This is a genomic window from Clostridium sp. 1001283B150225_161107_B6, from assembly GCF_015556325.1.
In the GTDB taxonomy this organism is placed as follows: Bacteria; Bacillota; Clostridia; order Lachnospirales; family Lachnospiraceae; genus Enterocloster.
This window is the reverse complement of record NZ_JADNMD010000003.1, coordinates 237,992-252,484: the sequence shown is the minus strand read 5'-3', so window position 1 is coordinate 252,484 and position 14,493 is coordinate 237,992. Positions and strand designations below refer to the sequence as shown.

The following is a 14,493-nucleotide window of genomic DNA, read 5'->3' as shown; positions in this document are numbered from 1 at the left end:
TAGCCGGATGGAGGTCTAATGGACAGTGGAAATAAATTCAGGGCAAGATGTGGATATCTGGCTGTGGGTATTGTTGTATTTTTGATTGAGTTAATTATCGCCCTGTATGTTCACGACCATATCATCAGACCCTATATAGGGGACATGCTGGTGGTGGTGCCGGTGTACTGTTTTGTCAGGGTGTTCTTACCTGGAGGCATAAAGCGGCTGCCGCTGTATGTGTTTCTCTTTGCAGCCTGTGTGGAGGTACTGCAGTTTTTCCGCCTGGTTGAGATACTGGGGCTTGAGGGAAATGCCGCGGCCAGGATTATCCTGGGTTCAGTCTTCGACTGGAAGGATATTGCCTGTTACGGTGCAGGATGCCTGCTTATACAAATATTTGAAATTCGAAGGAGGGCCTTATGAAAGGTTATCAGTTGAAAATTACCATAAAAGGCAGTAAACCGCCTATATGGAGACGCGTGGTGGTGCCGGAGCAGTTTACGTTTTACCAGCTTCATCAGGTGATTCAGGAGGCCTTTGGCTGGTGTGATTACCATTTGCACGAGTTTGAGTTTAAGAAACTGGGGCTGCTTGTAAGGGACCTGGAAGAGGAAGACGATTTTGCGGAGCTTTGCAGCAGTGAGGTGCTGGAGGAAGGAACACCTATTGGAACCCTCATAACAGAGAACCCTCGTTTTGTATATATCTATGACTTTGGGGACGCATGGGAACACCAGATTCTCATGGAGAAGGAAGTGGAGTATGAAGGCAGTCTTCCCCAGGTGTTAAAATATAAGGGGGACAATATTCCGGAGGACTGCGGCGGCATAGGCGGTTACTATGACCTGCTGGACCAGCTGTCTGACCCTGAGGCAGAGGAACATGACATGATGGAAAACTGGGCCCGCCAGCAGGGAATGGGCGAGTATGACCTGGATGCAGTTAATGCCAGGTTGAAGGCAAATCCGGCATTTAAACAGGAGGCAGCAGGAAACGGACAGCAGGATGCAGCCCGGCAGCAGAAGACAGCGGGGCAGCAGAAGGCCGGTAAGCAGGAATCTCTAAAACCCGCACCTCCAAAGACCGCACCGCAGGCAGTCCATAGTCTGGAGGACCTTTTCTCCAGATTTGAAAAGGCTGAGCTTCTGCGCATTGCCAGAGTACACCATATTGGAGGCTGCGATGAGCTGGGAAAGAATAAGCTGGCCCCTGCACTGGCAGCTGCCCTGCTGGATACGCAGCGCATGGCGGGTTTCTTCGGTACCTTAAGCGATGAGGGTGCGGCGGAGTTTGAAAAAGCTGCCGCAGCCGGAGGTATGGAATACCAGGGAGACCTGGATGCTCTCAGATTTCTGCATTACGGCGGTTACTGCGGATTTACCAGCATGGGAACAGCAGTTGTTCCGTCAGATGTGGCAAAAGCGTACTATGAGCTGGATACGGAGAAATTCCAGTCTGAGCGTCATTACCGCAGCCAGGTGTGGGCTTGCTGTAAGGCAGCGGTCTACCTTTACGGCGCTGCGGATGCAGGTCAGGTGGAGACAATCTGCAAAGCGGCTGGCTGTGAGGCAAAAGCCGGTGATATTACCCGTCTTTACCAGGAGATGAAAGGAATCTGGACTGATTTTGCTTATTGGAACGGCCGGTTTATTGACTGGGAACTGGTTCAGGGAGACAGCTATAAAGATGTTTTGAATTATCAGAGAGGCAAGGAGTTCTATGTGCCCAATGCCGCACAGGTAAAGGAGATTGCCAGAACAGGTGCAGTGGAGCTTAAAAAGCATATCCGGCCATTAAAGGCATTTTTCCTGGCCATGGTGGGCTGCGACGAGGAGACTGCCCAGGAGGCAGCGTCCTCCATTCATCATCATGTAAGACTGGGGACAACGCCCAAAGTAGTAGAAGATATCATGGAGCATTTTGGACTGAACCTGGATTCACAGGAAAAGATGAATGGATTCGATGAAATCATGGAACAGGTATGGAGGGAAACCAGGACGGTTGGCGGCTGTGGCTACAGCCGGGCGGAGCTGGATGCCAAGACAGCCCGGATTGACCCGGATGCGCCCTGTCCCTGCGGCAGCGGTAAGCGCTACCGCCAGTGCTGCGGCCGGAAATAAAAAGCGGAGGTGTGAAGCAGCCATGTTTGAACGTGTGGATTACAGAGTGGAACGGATTGACGGGGATTACGCCTATCTGAAGCGGGCGGATGCTCCGGATGACGATGAGAAATGCGTTGCCAGGGCTCTTCTGCCTGATGGTATCAACGAGGGCAGCAGGCTGGCGTATGAGATGCTGGAGTATACGCTTCTGTAACATGCCGGAGCGGTTGCGGCGATATGGATAAGAGGCAGTATGGATAAGAAGACAGAACGTCTGGTCGGTGTGGCCAGAATGTATTACGAGCAGGACAGGACCCAGAATGAGATTGCAGGCAGATACGGCATATCCCGCCCCATGGTCAGCAAGCTTTTGAAGGAGGCGCGGGACAGAGGCATTGTGTCCATCCGTATATGCGCCCCGCAGGAGGAATCCGGCAGCCCATTGTCCCTCATGGAGCTGGTGGGGCGCTGCTTCGGGATTTACGATGGTGTGGCTGTGCCTGACGGACCCAATGACCAGACCACCAATGAGGCGGTGGCAGAGGCAGCTATCACCTGTCTGGCGGAGCTGGGAGGCTCCAGCCTGGGCATTGGATGGGGCCATATCATAGGGGATGTGGTAAAGCAGATGGAGCAGAGGGAAAAGCTGGTGCCAATAGGAAACTTTGTCTGCCCCCTCATAGGAAACGGCGGTGTGGGACTTAAGAATTACCATTCCAACGAGCTGGTGCGTTCCATTGCAGAGCACAGCGGGGCCCAGCCCAGATTTATCTATTCTCCGGCCTGTGTTCTTTCTGAGCAGGAGCTGAAACTGACAAAGGAGCTGGACACCTATCGTGAGATATATGGTGTGTGGGAAAAATTGGATGTGGCCCTGGTCAATATCGGGAATTTTCCTTCTGTTCCGGATTTCGCGTCGGAGGCCAGATATGGGGACCTGCTCATACGCCATAAGGCAGTGGGACGTATCCTGAATTATTTCATGGACAGCGAGGGACATATCATCCGGTCGGATACGGATTACGCCATCCAGATTCCGCTGGAACTTCTGTCCAGGACAAGGCATGTGGTGGGAATCTGCTCAGCCAATACCAGTCCCAAGGCATTCAGGGGAGCTTTGAAGACTGGTTACATGAAACATTTTATTGCGCCTGAGCATGTGGTCAGGGAAGCGCTGGAATGAGGCGGGGACAGATAAGAACATAGGCCGGATATGCCCCGCCCCTTCAATATAATGTTAATGTCAGTGGAATATAATGTAAAAGCCAATAGAATATAAAGTTACATATGTAACCTGAAATGCGCAGTTTGCTAAAGAGACTGCGCTTTTTTTGTGCATTAGGGCAAAAAACATAGAACAGGGACATGAATAATTGACAAAGGAACTAACAAATGTTAATCTAAAACCATGGGCAATTTGGGGAAAATGCATGAGAGGAGGTTACATATGTTACTTTCGAAACCGGAAATCATAAAAATGTTCAGAAAAGCCGCCCAGGTCTGGAATGAAAACAAGGATTATCTCAGTGAGATTGATTCCAAATTCGGAGACGGGGACCACGGCGTCACTATTGGTAAGATTGCCAGCCTGATTGAGAAGAGCCTGGATGGCTGGGATGACGACAATGTAGAGACATTTCTGGAGGACCTGGGAGACAACACCATGGAAATCGGAGGGGGAAGCGCGGGTCCATTATACGGGACCATGATAGGAGGACTGTCAGGCCCTCTGGAAGGAAATAAGCCCATTGATGCAGGAATCCTGAAGGAGATGTTTACAGAGTGCCTGTCAGCCATGGAAGACATCACCAACGCAGGCATAGGGGACAAGACAATGATGGACGCCCTGATTCCTGCTGTGGAAGCTGCCCAGAACGCTGAAAATGATGTGACGGCTGTCCTGGAGGCGGCAAAGGAGGCAGCAGCCAGGGGAGCAAAGGACAGTGAGCAGTACGTGTCCAAATACGGAAGGGCCAGAAGCTATAAGGAGAAGACCATCGGCACTCCGGATGCGGGGGCAGTCAGTACATCCCTGTTTTTTGCAGGACTTTGCGACGGGCTGAAGTAGATGGCATGCAGATGCAGCTAAAAAATAAAATGGGAGAGGTAAGACAATGAAAATGAAGAAATTTATTAACAATCCTGAGAACCTGACACCTGAGCTGTTAGAGGGCTTTGCCGAGGCGCATAAGGATTTGGTGACCCTGGGCGAGAACCGTATGATTATCAACAATAAGCTGGCGGAGGCTGACAGGGTTACCATTGTGACCCAGGGCGGTTCGGGCCATGAGCCGGCTATCAGCGGATTTGTGGGAGAGGGAATGGTGGATATCTCTGTGGTGGGAGATGTTTTTGCAGCTCCCGGACCCCAGGCCTGCCTGGATGCCATCAAGATGGCTGATAAGGGAAAGGGCGTTCTTTACATAGTTTTAAACCATGCAGGCGACATGCTTACCGGCAATCTTACCATGAAGAAATGCGCCAAGGAAGGATTAAATGTCGTCAAAGTAGTGACCCAGGAGGATATTGCCAATGCACCGCGCTCCAATGCAGACGACCGAAGGGGCCTGGTAGGCTGTATCCCCACCTATAAAATAGCAGGAGCTGCCGCTGCAGAGGGAAGGAGCCTGGAGGAAGTGGCTGCCATTGCACAGCGTTTTGCGGATAACATGGCCACCCTGGCTGTGGCCGTATCAGGTGCTACCCATCCGGCAACAGGAAGTCTGCTTGCAGACCTGGGCGAGGATGAGATGGAAATCGGTATGGGGCAGCACGGTGAGGGAGGCGGCGGACGCCAGACCATGAAGTCAGCGGATGAAACAGCCCAAATCATGCTGGACGGCCTTCTGGCTGACCTGGATATCAAAGAAGGCGAGAAAATCATGCTGATTCTCAACGGTACAGGCGCAACCACATTGATGGAGCTGTTTATCATTTACCGCAAGTGCGTTTCCTACCTGAAGGAAAAGAACATTGAGATTGTGGCAAATTACGTGGGCGAGCTTCTCACCGTACAGGAGCAGGCCGGATTCCAGATGTTCATGGCAAGGATGGATGATGAACTTCTGCACTACTGGAATGCACCATGCAATACACCATATATGAAAAAATAGGAGGATGATGGTATGGCAGCTGAATACATGCACATAGGAATCCCGGTCCTGAACAAAAAAGAGGGAATGACCTATAATGAGGACATGAAGTTCTGGGTAAGCAGGGTTGAGGACTATGATTTTAAGATAGAGTACCTGAAATTCGAGGAGGGCACCCCCTTCCCGGAGATTCTTTCCAAGCAGCCCCATGTGGCTTATAAGGTGGATGATTTAGACCACTATGCAGCACAGGCACAGAGAATTATATTCGGGCCGGCTGACTGCGGCCCCGGCGTGCGCCTGGCGTTTGTAATCTGGGATGATGCCGTCATTGAACTCTACGAGGAAAAGTAAGGAGAAGATGGGATGCTAGTAAATATGAACCATGTTCTGCGGTATGCAGAAGAGAAGCAGTGCTGTATCGGAGCCTTTGACACACCCAATCTGGAGATTCTCATGGCAGTCATACGGGCTGCGGAAAAGCGGGAGGAACCAGTCATCATCCAGCACGCGCAGCTTCATGAGTGCGAAATGCCCATCCACATCATCGGTCCCATTATGGTGCGTATGGCGAAGGAGGCCAAGGTTCCTGTCTGCGTCATGCTGGACCACGGCGAGGATTTGGACTATGTAAGAAAGGCACTGGATTTAGGCTTTTCAGCTGTTATGTACGACGGCTCATCCCTTGCTTATGAGGAAAATGTTGCCATGACCAGGGAAGTGGTGGCCATGGCAAAGGCCTGCAATGCGGATGTGGAGGCTGAAATCGGCATTGTAACAGGCCATGAGGGCAAGACATTTGCCATCAACGATGTGAGCGAAGCCTATACAGACCCTGAGCTGGCTGCCAGATATGTAAGGGATACAGGTATCGACGCCCTGGCGGCTTCGGTGGGAACGGTCCATGGCTTCTACGCCACCAGGCCCAGGCTGGATTTTGACCGAATCGTAAAAATAAAGGAACTGACAGGGCTTCCCCTTGTAATGCACGGAGGCTCCGGAATCAGTGTGGAGGACACCCAGAAGGCCATCCGCTGCGGTATCCGCAAAATCAACTACTTCTCCTACATGTCCAATGCAGGCGTAAAGGCAGTGAAGGCATTGCTGGCTGAAAAGGAAGTGAAGTACTTCCATGATTTGGCTAATGCAGCAGTGGATGCCATGGAGCAGGATGTACTTAGTGCTATGGCTATGTTTGCGTTGGAATAAAGATTCAGAAATGAAGAAAAATTAAAGTCTATGGTGATTAATAAAAAGGACCAGCCAGTTTGGATAAAAATCCGGCATGGGTGGTCCTTTTTTTTGTTTTTTATCTGAGAATGGTATGTAATGCAGCAGAATGTAATTGAAATATAATGTAAAAACAAGAAATGTCTTGAACATAATATGATGTTATGATATGTTATATACATAAATATATTATATCAGGAGGCAAAGGCATGTTTAATTTTGATGAGGCAAAGATTCTTCAGGAACACAGAAACGGTCTTGGCATTGTAAGCGCAGCAGAGAAAGCAGTAGATGAGATTGCTGCCAGAGGATATTCCAATATCTTCTATATTGGAATAGGTGGAACTGTTCTCTATGCCAGCCAGATGGCACATATTGTCCGGGAAGAGGGTTCAACCATTCCGTTATTCGTTGAAAATGCAGCAGATTTTTGTGCCGTACCAAATCCCCATTTTTCCAAAGACTCCGTGGTGGTGATTGAAAGTATATCCGGAGACACCAAGGAAGTGGTAGAAGCTGTGGATAAGGCCCATGAGGCAGGGGCTGTGGTAATAGGATATGTGGAGAAGGAAGGGAGTCCTCTTTACGAAAAATCCGATTACCTGATTACCACCACAGGAGGAGGTTATTATTTCTGGTATACAGTAACACTGCGGTTCATGTATCATGCGGGTCAGTTTCCGAGCTATGACACGTTTTTTGAGGAACTGAAAAATATGCCTGAAAATGTGGTTGAAATCTATAAAAAGTCAGATGCGAAAGCTGCCAAGTATGCTGATACGTATCAGGATGAGCCGATTCAGTATCTGGTAGGTTCCGGGAATCTGGAGGATTGGGCAACCTGCTATGGCATGTGTATCATGGAGGAAATGCAGTGGATGCGTACCAGGCCCATATCGGCTTCCAATTTCTTTCATGGAACCCTGGAAGTAATTGACAAGGATACATCTGTTATTTTGATTAAGGGTGAAGACAGGACTCGTCCCCTTATGGACCGGGTGGAGAATTTTGTACATAAAATCAGTGCAAAGGTAACGGTATTTGACAGCAGAGATTATGAGCTTAAAGGTATCAGTGATGAATTCAGAGGAATCCTTTGCCCAATCATTATGCGCTCGGCATTTCAAAGGGTATCCATTCACCTGGAATATGCCAGACGACATCCGCTGGCAATCAGAAGATATTACAGACGATTGGATTATTAAGACGGAAAACGAGGAGGAGAGAGCTGCTTTCAGACAGCGCTCTCCTTTTAATCTCTGTAAAAATACGGCATGATAAAATGGCGTCCATCATTATATAACGTTATATATATTAAGCTGAATATCCTAAAAGTAAATAAAAAATCAGTGTAATTATCTAAGGGACCATACAATGCATTGTGAAATATATACAAAAATATTTAATAATTAAAAATATATATTGCAATATTTTATAAATATGATATACTTGTGTCAATAGGTTATAAGACGTTATATATCAACAAAATCAAGGAGGAAATCAAGGTGGAAATAACAAGGATAATCGCAGAGATAAAGAAAGAAAGGCCAGATGTAAAGGCTGTATTTTTTGTTGGATGCGGAGCATCCAAGGCAGAATTGTATCCTGCAAAATACTTTCTGGAGGAGAGGGCCAGGACTTTAAGGGCAAGCCTTTATACTGCCAATGAGTTCGTGCATGCCACGCCTGCTGCTGTCAACGAGAACAGTATTGTCATTACCTGTTCCCTGGGAGGCAATACTCCGGAGACAGTGGAAGCTTCTAAAAAAGCCATGGCGTTAGGGGCAAAGGTAATTGCAGTTACCCATGATGGTAATTCGCCCTTAGCCCAGAATGCGCATTACATCATTGTGCATGGATTTGAAGCCAACTATGCTGCAAAGCAGGAGAAGGCAGTGAATGTCCTGGCTCTGGCGGCAGAGATTCTTAACCAGTTTGAGGGATATGAAGATTATGACAGAATGCAGGATGCCATATCAAAAATATATGACCTGGTGGAAAAAAGCGTCAGCTTTGTACTGCCAAATGCAAAGCAGTTTGCGAAGAGCTACAAAGATGATTCTGTTATATATGTGATGAGCAGCGGGGCCAGCCATGAAGAGGCGTATGCTTTTTCCATCTGCCTTTTGATGGAAATGCAGTGGATGAATTCCGGCTCGTTCCATGACGGTGAATTCTTCCACGGTCCCTTTGAAATCGTGGATAAGGATGTTCCTTTTATCCTTTTGATGAACGAAGGGAAAACAAGAGCCCTTGATTCCAGGGCATTGGATTTTTTGAACAGGTTCGGAGCAAAGGTAACCGTGCTGGATGGAAAGGACTTTGGCCTGGGTTCCGAATTACATCAATCGGTAGTCGATTATTTTAACCCCATCGTACTCTCGGCTGTACTCAGGGTATATGCGGAACAGTTAGCTATTGTAAGAAATCATCCCCTGACAAAGAGAAGATATATGTGGAAACTGGAGTATTGATATCCGGGAAGTAAGGCGGCAGAACAGGCTTTACAGAAAACGGAGGGATATATGGGAACGATTGATAAATCCCGGATTGCTATTGGCAATTACCATTATGTGTCATGGTCTTTTGAATATTTTTTGGACTCGGTCAGGAAAATCGGCGCAGAAAACATTGAGTTATGGGGAGCAAAGCCTCACTTTTGTGTAGATGACCAGGACCGGGAGAGCACCGGGCAATTCAGAAAGAGAATAGAGGACAAAGGGCTGAATCTGGTATGCTTTTGTCCGGAGCAGAATACATATCCGGTTGATATAAGCTGTAGGGATGACAGAATCAGACGCCGCAGCATCGAACATATGAAGAAGGCCATTGAGATTACCTCCTGGCTGGGGGCAGACCGGATGCTTCTGTGTCCGGGAAACGGGTATATCGATGAACCGGAAACGGACATATGGCAGAGATGCCAGATTTCCATAAAGGAGCTGGCGGAAACAGCAGGGGATTACGGGGTGTGCCTTATGCTGGAAACCCAATCACAGGAAGAATCGCTTTTTATGAATACAGTATACCAACAGCAGCAGATGATTGCCCAGGTAGGCCACCCAAATCTGAAGGCAATGCTGGATACGGTACAGTTAGCGCAGTTTGACCAGGGGGTGGATGAAAACATCGGGGTATTGGGGATTCATAATGTAAAGCATGTCCATCTGGGTAATACCATTGTTCAGGAAAGGTCATGGTATGACAGGCAGCTTCCCGAGCATTTGAGGAAAGGGCGGAAGGTAGTTGGGCATATCGGCCTGAGGGAAGGAAACCTGCCCATAGGGAAGTATCTCAGAGAGCTGGCTGCGAAAGAGTATAAGGAGTATATTACCATTGAGATATGCCAGAGGGCCTATTTTATGGATGCCCACAGATATGCCATGGAAGCGTTCGAGTATGTAATGGAACAGATAATGAATTAACAATAAACATGATTAAAAAGGAGGAGAACCATGAAAATCAGCACCAGAAAAAGACTAGCGGCTTGGGTTACCATGGGAGCTATAGCGGCAGGTATGCTGTCAGGATGCGGAGGCAGTTCAGCCGCGCCCACCACAGCAGCCGGAGGCGGAGGAGATGCTGCAGCTACGGCAGGACAGACAGCAGGACAGACAACAGCAGCCAACGGCAGCCAGGAAAAACAGGAAATCAATATCTGGCACTATTTTGGAACCGAAAGCATACAGGTAGAGTTCCAGAAATGGGTGGACGAATACAACGCCCAATGTGATACTGCCTTCATAAAGGTGACAGTGCTGCCATTTGCAGACTTTAAGAAACAGTTATCCATGAGCGCTGTGGCGGACAGCCTGCCGGATATGGTATTTATTGACAACTGCGACTGTGCGGCGTATTCAGCCATGGGAATTTTTGAGGATATCACAGAGCGGGTTTCCCAGTTCCCGCAGTTTGACGAGTATTATGACCAAATCATGGCGACCTGTACATATGAGGATAAGATTTATGCACTTCCGGCAGAATCCAACTGCCTGGGTTTGTACTACAATGTGGATATGGCAAAAGAAGCAGGAGTTACGCCGCCTGCCAATTTTGAGGAGCTTAAGGAATTTGCAAAGGCCATGACAACAGATGACCATTATGGATTTTCCTTCTGTGCTCATCCATCTGAAGAAGGAACATCCCAGTTTATCCCCTTCTTCTGGTCTGCGGGCGGTGAATCCATGAAACTGGACAGTGAAGCAGGCATCAGGGCACTGACTATGTTTACCGATATGATTAAAGACGGTTCCATGCCCAAGGATGTGGTTAACTGGACTCAGGGAGACATTCCCACCCAGTTCATCAATGGAAAGGTGGCTTCCATGGTTATGGGATGCTGGAGAATTCAGTGGCTTAAAAATAACGCACCGGATTTGAACTGGGATGTAGTGCCTCTTCCAAGTGATAAAGTGAAGGCAAATGTGTACGGCGGGGAGAACCTGGCAATTGTGAAGGGTAAGAACGTGGATGAGGCATTTAAGTTCATGCAGTGGTTCCTGGATTATGACAGGAACTCCCAATGGAACCTGGCAACAGATGAATTCCCGGCAATGGAGAAAACCCTGACTGACCCTGACTATACAGAGGCAGAGTACTGGCCGGCATTTATTGAACAGATTCCTTACACAAGGGCGCGGGACGTGACTCCCAAGTGGCCTGAAATTTCAGTTGGATATCAGACAGCCCTTCAGAATGCATTGACTTTAAAGCAGACGCCAGAGGAAGCGGTGAAGGAAGGCCAGAAGATTATTGACGAAGCTTTGGCAAAATAGACAGCCGGTAAATGGTTTGATGACGGCAGATGCCATTTAACAGGGGTTTTGTAAGACAACGGATAGTGCTTGTACCATGCCCCGTGCCTGAGCTTTAATTTGGTGGATTTAAGATGCCGCATGTCTTTTCTGACAGGGCCTGCGGCATCTTATGTGATGATTATCCTTAAGGGGGCTTAAAGACTACATGAGACGAAGTGATAAGGTAGGATATTGGTTTGTTGTACCGGCATTTCTGTTTATGGCCATGTTCATGTTCTATCCTGTGATTTACAATGCCATACTCAGCATGCAGCATGTGGATGTTATGACACTGCTGTCAAAAGATAAAAAGTTTGTCCTATTCGATAATTATGTGAAAATATTTAAAGATAAGATGTTCTGGAATGCCATGAAGAATACCTTTATCTTTACAATTGGAAGCATTGTATTTCAATTCAGTATTGGTTTTTTTCTGGCGGTTTTATTTAACAGAGAATCGAAGGGATTCAAGTTCATGCGGGCTGTGATGATGGTTCCCTATATCATGCCGGCCACCGTAAGCGCCATACTGTTTAAGTTCATATTTAATGTGAGCGGAGGTATTGCAAATGAGATTCTCTTAGCGCTTGGCCTTATCCGTCAGCCGATTGAATGGCTTTTAACGGAAAAGACAGCCATGATTTCCGTTATCGTGGGAAATATCTGGTGCGGTATTCCATTTAATATGATTCTGCTTTCTTCGGGACTGGCAGGAATCCCTGCAGAGTTGTATGAAAGCGCGATTTTGGACGGTGCAAATATATTTCAGAAGTTCTTTTATATTACGGTGCCGCAGCTTCGGAGTTCCATCGAGGCAATTCTGGTACTTGGATTTGTATACACATTCCGCTGCTTTGAGATGATTTACGTTATGACAGGAGGAGGACCAGCCAATGGAACTGAGCTTATGACTCTTCTGTCTTACCGTTCCTCCTTCGTGGAATTCAATTTCTCGCAGGGAGCAGCGGTTGCAAATGTACTGTTTCTTATATTATTTGTGGTTGGGCTTTTCTATACCAGGATGCTGGGAAGGGAGGATGCATCATGACAATACGGACTGCTCTTTTTACGCAGAAGCGAATGAAACAGTTACAGACAGCAGTAGCTGTGATATGCTTTCTGTTTATGATATTCCCACTGTACTGGCTGTTTTCAAGTTCTCTCAAGACAGAGGCATCCGTCTTTGCGCGGCCTCCGGAGATATTTCCCCTTCGCCCTACCCTGGAGGCATATATAACACAGCTTAACCAGGTTACCTTTGATATTCTGGGGTCGTTTAAGAACAGCCTGCTCATATCCTTTTGTACCATGGTCATCTCGGTATGTCTTGCAGTGCCGGCAGCCTATGGTCTTGCAAGATTCCGGCTTAAGGGAAAGAACCTGATTGTCTTCCTGTTTCTGGTGTCACAGATGCTTCCTCAGATTTTTACATTAATACCGAATTTCATCATATTCAAGAAAATTGGCATTTACAATACATATTGGGCTCCAATCCTGTCCAATTGTACATTGGCCATTCCTTTCTCACTGATGATGATGCGGGCCTTTTTCGTGGGAATTCCCACGGAAATTGATGAGGCGGCCAGGATTGACGGATGCAATGCATTCCAGTCCTTCATCCGCGTTATGCTTCCCATGAGCGCCAATGGGCTGGCAGTCACCTTTGTATTCAGCTTTCTTTTCGGATATCAGGATATGATGTACAGTCTGACTTATGTAACAGACAGTACCATGTGGCCGGTTACTACTGGCATTTATAATGTGGTAGGGCGTTACGGTGTTGAGTGGTGCCGCGCCATGGCTTTTGGATGCATGGCTGTCCTTCCGGTTATTCTCATTTTTGTCTTCATGCAGAAGTATATCGTCCAGGGACTTACGGCAGGAGCTGTCAAAGGATAGGTGTACCGGAGAAGTGAGAATAAGGAAGCAGCAATGAAGATTTGTAAATGGAACGTTAATTAATAATGAAGAACCAATAATGAAAGGTGGTATAACAATGGTAATTGATATGCATGTACATCCTGGTTTCTATGAAAAAATCAGCGAGGATAAGGATGAGATTGAATTTAGAAAAAAGGCTATGGGATGGGATTTGATGTCCACATTCCCGGTGGATTTAACTCGGGTTCAGATGAAATTCGCAGGAGTGGATAAGCTGGTACTGCTGCCCTTGGACCTGACTACCCAAATGAAGGGATGGGCAGTGACCAACGAGGAGGTCCGGAAAATGATGGACCTGGCTCCGGACCTGTTCTATGGTTTTGCCAGCGTTGACCCTCACCGGCCGGATGCTCTGGAAATTCTGGACTATGCATTTAGGGACCTGAAGCTTATGGGGCTTAAACTGAATCCATCTAAACAGGTATTTTATCCGGCTGATTCCATGATGGATAAAATTTATGAAAAATGTATTGAATATAACAAACCTATTATGTTCCATGCGGGTATGTCCTGGGAGCCGGACTGTCTTATGAAGTATTCCCAGCCCATTAATTTCGAGGAAGTAGCAGTCAGATTCCCGGAACTGAGATTCTGCCTGGCGCACTTTGGATGGCCATGGATTTATGAGACAACGGCCCTTGTACTTAAATACCCAAATGTTTATACAGATACTTCCATGCTGTACATGGATTCCCCGGAAATTTTCCTTCGGGAGGTGCTGACAGAACAGCTGGGCCATCTGTGGATTGAGCACAATATCCAGAATAAGGTGATGTTTGGTTCCAATAACCCGCGTTTCCGCACAGCCAGGATTAAACGCGGCCTGGATTCCCTTGACTGGAAACCGGCTACGAAAGAAAAGGTGCTGGGCGGCAATGCAATAAGATTTTTAGGACTGGAGGCTTAAATCATGGTTAAGATGATGGAGAAAAAATACATAACAGAGAAGGAATTCCAGCTGATTCCGGTAACACAGGTGGTCAGGGACTTTGTAGCAGAGAGCGGGATTAAAAATGGCGTGGTGTTTGTCATTACCTCCCACACAACCACTGGAATTACGGTAAATGAAAATTTGGACTGTCTTTATACAGACATAGAGGAGACTCTGGAACGGCTGATTCCGACTAATTATCCGTATGCCCATGCCCACTTTCTTCCCAGCTATGGGGCTACCGGAGGAAATGCGCCGGGTCATCTGAGGTCCCTGCTCTGCGGTAATCATGCTGTGCTTCCCATCAAGGATGGAGTAATCCAGTGCGGTTTTGCCCAGGATATTTATCTGGCGGAATTTGATGGCCCTCAAGTCAGAAAAATATTTATACAGGTTCAGGGCGAATAGGAGGCCGGATG

Annotated in this window: 16 protein-coding genes; all 16 read left to right on the top strand. The window is 47.5% G+C overall.

Annotated features, from left to right (window positions below):
• Nucleotides 1-18: 18 nt before the first annotated feature.
• The 16 genes from I2H39_RS09615 (at nt 19) to I2H39_RS09540 (ending at nt 14,482) form a co-directional block, all read left to right on the top strand.
• The gene (locus tag I2H39_RS09615; protein WP_138310866.1) at nt 19-405 is read left to right on the top strand and encodes a DUF2809 domain-containing protein; all 387 of its coding nucleotides are present in this window, start codon (nt 19-21) and stop codon (nt 403-405) included.
• Nucleotides 402-2,102, top strand: coding sequence for an SEC-C metal-binding domain-containing protein (locus I2H39_RS09610; RefSeq protein ID WP_195626317.1), 1,701 nt, complete (start codon nt 402-404; stop codon nt 2,100-2,102). Before I2H39_RS09615 ends, I2H39_RS09610 begins: the two co-directional genes overlap by 4 nt.
• Nucleotides 2,103-2,124: 22 nt before the next feature.
• On the top strand, nt 2,125-2,298 hold the full coding sequence (locus I2H39_RS09605) for a chorismate--pyruvate lyase (RefSeq protein WP_138310868.1): 174 nt from the start codon (nt 2,125-2,127) through the stop codon (nt 2,296-2,298).
• 39 nt (nt 2,299-2,337) lie between these two features.
• Nucleotides 2,338-3,267, top strand: coding sequence for a sugar-binding domain-containing protein (locus tag I2H39_RS09600; RefSeq protein WP_138310869.1), 930 nt, complete (start codon nt 2,338-2,340; stop codon nt 3,265-3,267).
• 264 nt (nt 3,268-3,531) lie between these two features.
• Nucleotides 3,532-4,152: a DAK2 domain-containing protein gene (locus I2H39_RS09595; protein ID WP_138310870.1), complete on the top strand. Its 621-nt coding sequence runs from the start codon at nt 3,532-3,534 to the stop codon at nt 4,150-4,152.
• 46 nt (nt 4,153-4,198) lie between these two features.
• Entirely contained in the window at nt 4,199-5,197 is a 999-nt protein-coding gene (locus I2H39_RS09590; protein ID WP_138310871.1) for a dihydroxyacetone kinase subunit DhaK, read from the top strand.
• Nucleotides 5,198-5,209: 12 nt separating this feature from the next.
• A complete protein-coding gene (locus tag I2H39_RS09585; RefSeq protein WP_138310872.1) occupies nt 5,210-5,530 on the top strand; it encodes a hypothetical protein in 321 nt (106 codons plus the stop codon).
• Nucleotides 5,531-5,542: 12 nt separating this feature from the next.
• Entirely contained in the window at nt 5,543-6,385 is an 843-nt protein-coding gene (locus I2H39_RS09580; protein WP_138310873.1) for a class II fructose-bisphosphate aldolase, read from the top strand.
• 230 nt (nt 6,386-6,615) lie between these two features.
• A complete protein-coding gene (locus I2H39_RS09575) occupies nt 6,616-7,611 on the top strand; it encodes an SIS domain-containing protein (protein ID WP_138306596.1) in 996 nt (331 codons plus the stop codon).
• Between the two features lie 300 nt (nt 7,612-7,911).
• Entirely contained in the window at nt 7,912-8,880 is a 969-nt protein-coding gene (locus I2H39_RS09570; RefSeq protein WP_138306597.1) for an SIS domain-containing protein, read from the top strand.
• A 51-nt stretch (nt 8,881-8,931) separates the two neighbouring features.
• A complete protein-coding gene (locus I2H39_RS09565; protein WP_138306598.1) occupies nt 8,932-9,831 on the top strand; it encodes a sugar phosphate isomerase/epimerase in 900 nt (299 codons plus the stop codon).
• Nucleotides 9,832-9,861: 30 nt separating this feature from the next.
• On the top strand, nt 9,862-11,181 hold the full coding sequence (locus tag I2H39_RS09560) for a sugar ABC transporter substrate-binding protein (protein ID WP_138306599.1): 1,320 nt from the start codon (nt 9,862-9,864) through the stop codon (nt 11,179-11,181).
• A gap of 187 nt (nt 11,182-11,368) precedes the next feature.
• On the top strand, nt 11,369-12,250 hold the full coding sequence (locus tag I2H39_RS09555) for a sugar ABC transporter permease (RefSeq protein WP_138306600.1): 882 nt from the start codon (nt 11,369-11,371) through the stop codon (nt 12,248-12,250).
• Nucleotides 12,247-13,101, top strand: a complete 855-nt coding sequence (locus I2H39_RS09550) for a carbohydrate ABC transporter permease (RefSeq protein WP_138306601.1) — start codon at nt 12,247-12,249, stop codon at nt 13,099-13,101. Before I2H39_RS09555 ends, I2H39_RS09550 begins: the two co-directional genes overlap by 4 nt.
• Nucleotides 13,102-13,198: 97 nt before the next feature.
• Nucleotides 13,199-14,050: an amidohydrolase family protein gene (locus I2H39_RS09545; RefSeq protein ID WP_138306602.1), complete on the top strand. Its 852-nt coding sequence runs from the start codon at nt 13,199-13,201 to the stop codon at nt 14,048-14,050.
• Between the two features lie 3 nt (nt 14,051-14,053).
• Nucleotides 14,054-14,482: a secondary thiamine-phosphate synthase enzyme YjbQ gene (locus tag I2H39_RS09540; RefSeq protein WP_138306603.1), complete on the top strand. Its 429-nt coding sequence runs from the start codon at nt 14,054-14,056 to the stop codon at nt 14,480-14,482.
• The last annotated feature ends 11 nt before the right edge of the window (nt 14,483-14,493 follow it).

Excerpts from the sequence above, each read along its gene's own strand:
- I2H39_RS09615 (WP_138310866.1), top strand. The coding sequence starts at position 19 with ATGGACAGTGGAAATAAATTCAGGGCAAGATGTGGATATCTGGCTGTG.
- I2H39_RS09610 (WP_195626317.1), top strand. The coding sequence starts at position 402 with ATGAAAGGTTATCAGTTGAAAATTACCATAAAAGGCAGTAAACCGCCT.
- I2H39_RS09605 (WP_138310868.1), top strand. The coding sequence starts at position 2,125 with ATGTTTGAACGTGTGGATTACAGAGTGGAACGGATTGACGGGGATTAC.
- I2H39_RS09600 (WP_138310869.1), top strand. The coding sequence starts at position 2,338 with ATGGATAAGAAGACAGAACGTCTGGTCGGTGTGGCCAGAATGTATTAC.
- I2H39_RS09595 (WP_138310870.1), top strand. The coding sequence starts at position 3,532 with ATGTTACTTTCGAAACCGGAAATCATAAAAATGTTCAGAAAAGCCGCC.
- I2H39_RS09590 (WP_138310871.1), top strand. The coding sequence starts at position 4,199 with ATGAAAATGAAGAAATTTATTAACAATCCTGAGAACCTGACACCTGAG.
- I2H39_RS09585 (WP_138310872.1), top strand. The coding sequence starts at position 5,210 with ATGGCAGCTGAATACATGCACATAGGAATCCCGGTCCTGAACAAAAAA.
- I2H39_RS09580 (WP_138310873.1), top strand. The coding sequence starts at position 5,543 with ATGCTAGTAAATATGAACCATGTTCTGCGGTATGCAGAAGAGAAGCAG.
- I2H39_RS09575 (WP_138306596.1), top strand. The coding sequence starts at position 6,616 with ATGTTTAATTTTGATGAGGCAAAGATTCTTCAGGAACACAGAAACGGT.
- I2H39_RS09565 (WP_138306598.1), top strand. The coding sequence starts at position 8,932 with ATGGGAACGATTGATAAATCCCGGATTGCTATTGGCAATTACCATTAT.
- I2H39_RS09560 (WP_138306599.1), top strand. The coding sequence starts at position 9,862 with ATGAAAATCAGCACCAGAAAAAGACTAGCGGCTTGGGTTACCATGGGA.
- I2H39_RS09555 (WP_138306600.1), top strand. The coding sequence starts at position 11,369 with ATGAGACGAAGTGATAAGGTAGGATATTGGTTTGTTGTACCGGCATTT.
- I2H39_RS09550 (WP_138306601.1), top strand. The coding sequence starts at position 12,247 with ATGACAATACGGACTGCTCTTTTTACGCAGAAGCGAATGAAACAGTTA.
- I2H39_RS09545 (WP_138306602.1), top strand. The coding sequence starts at position 13,199 with ATGGTAATTGATATGCATGTACATCCTGGTTTCTATGAAAAAATCAGC.
- I2H39_RS09540 (WP_138306603.1), top strand. The coding sequence starts at position 14,054 with ATGGTTAAGATGATGGAGAAAAAATACATAACAGAGAAGGAATTCCAG.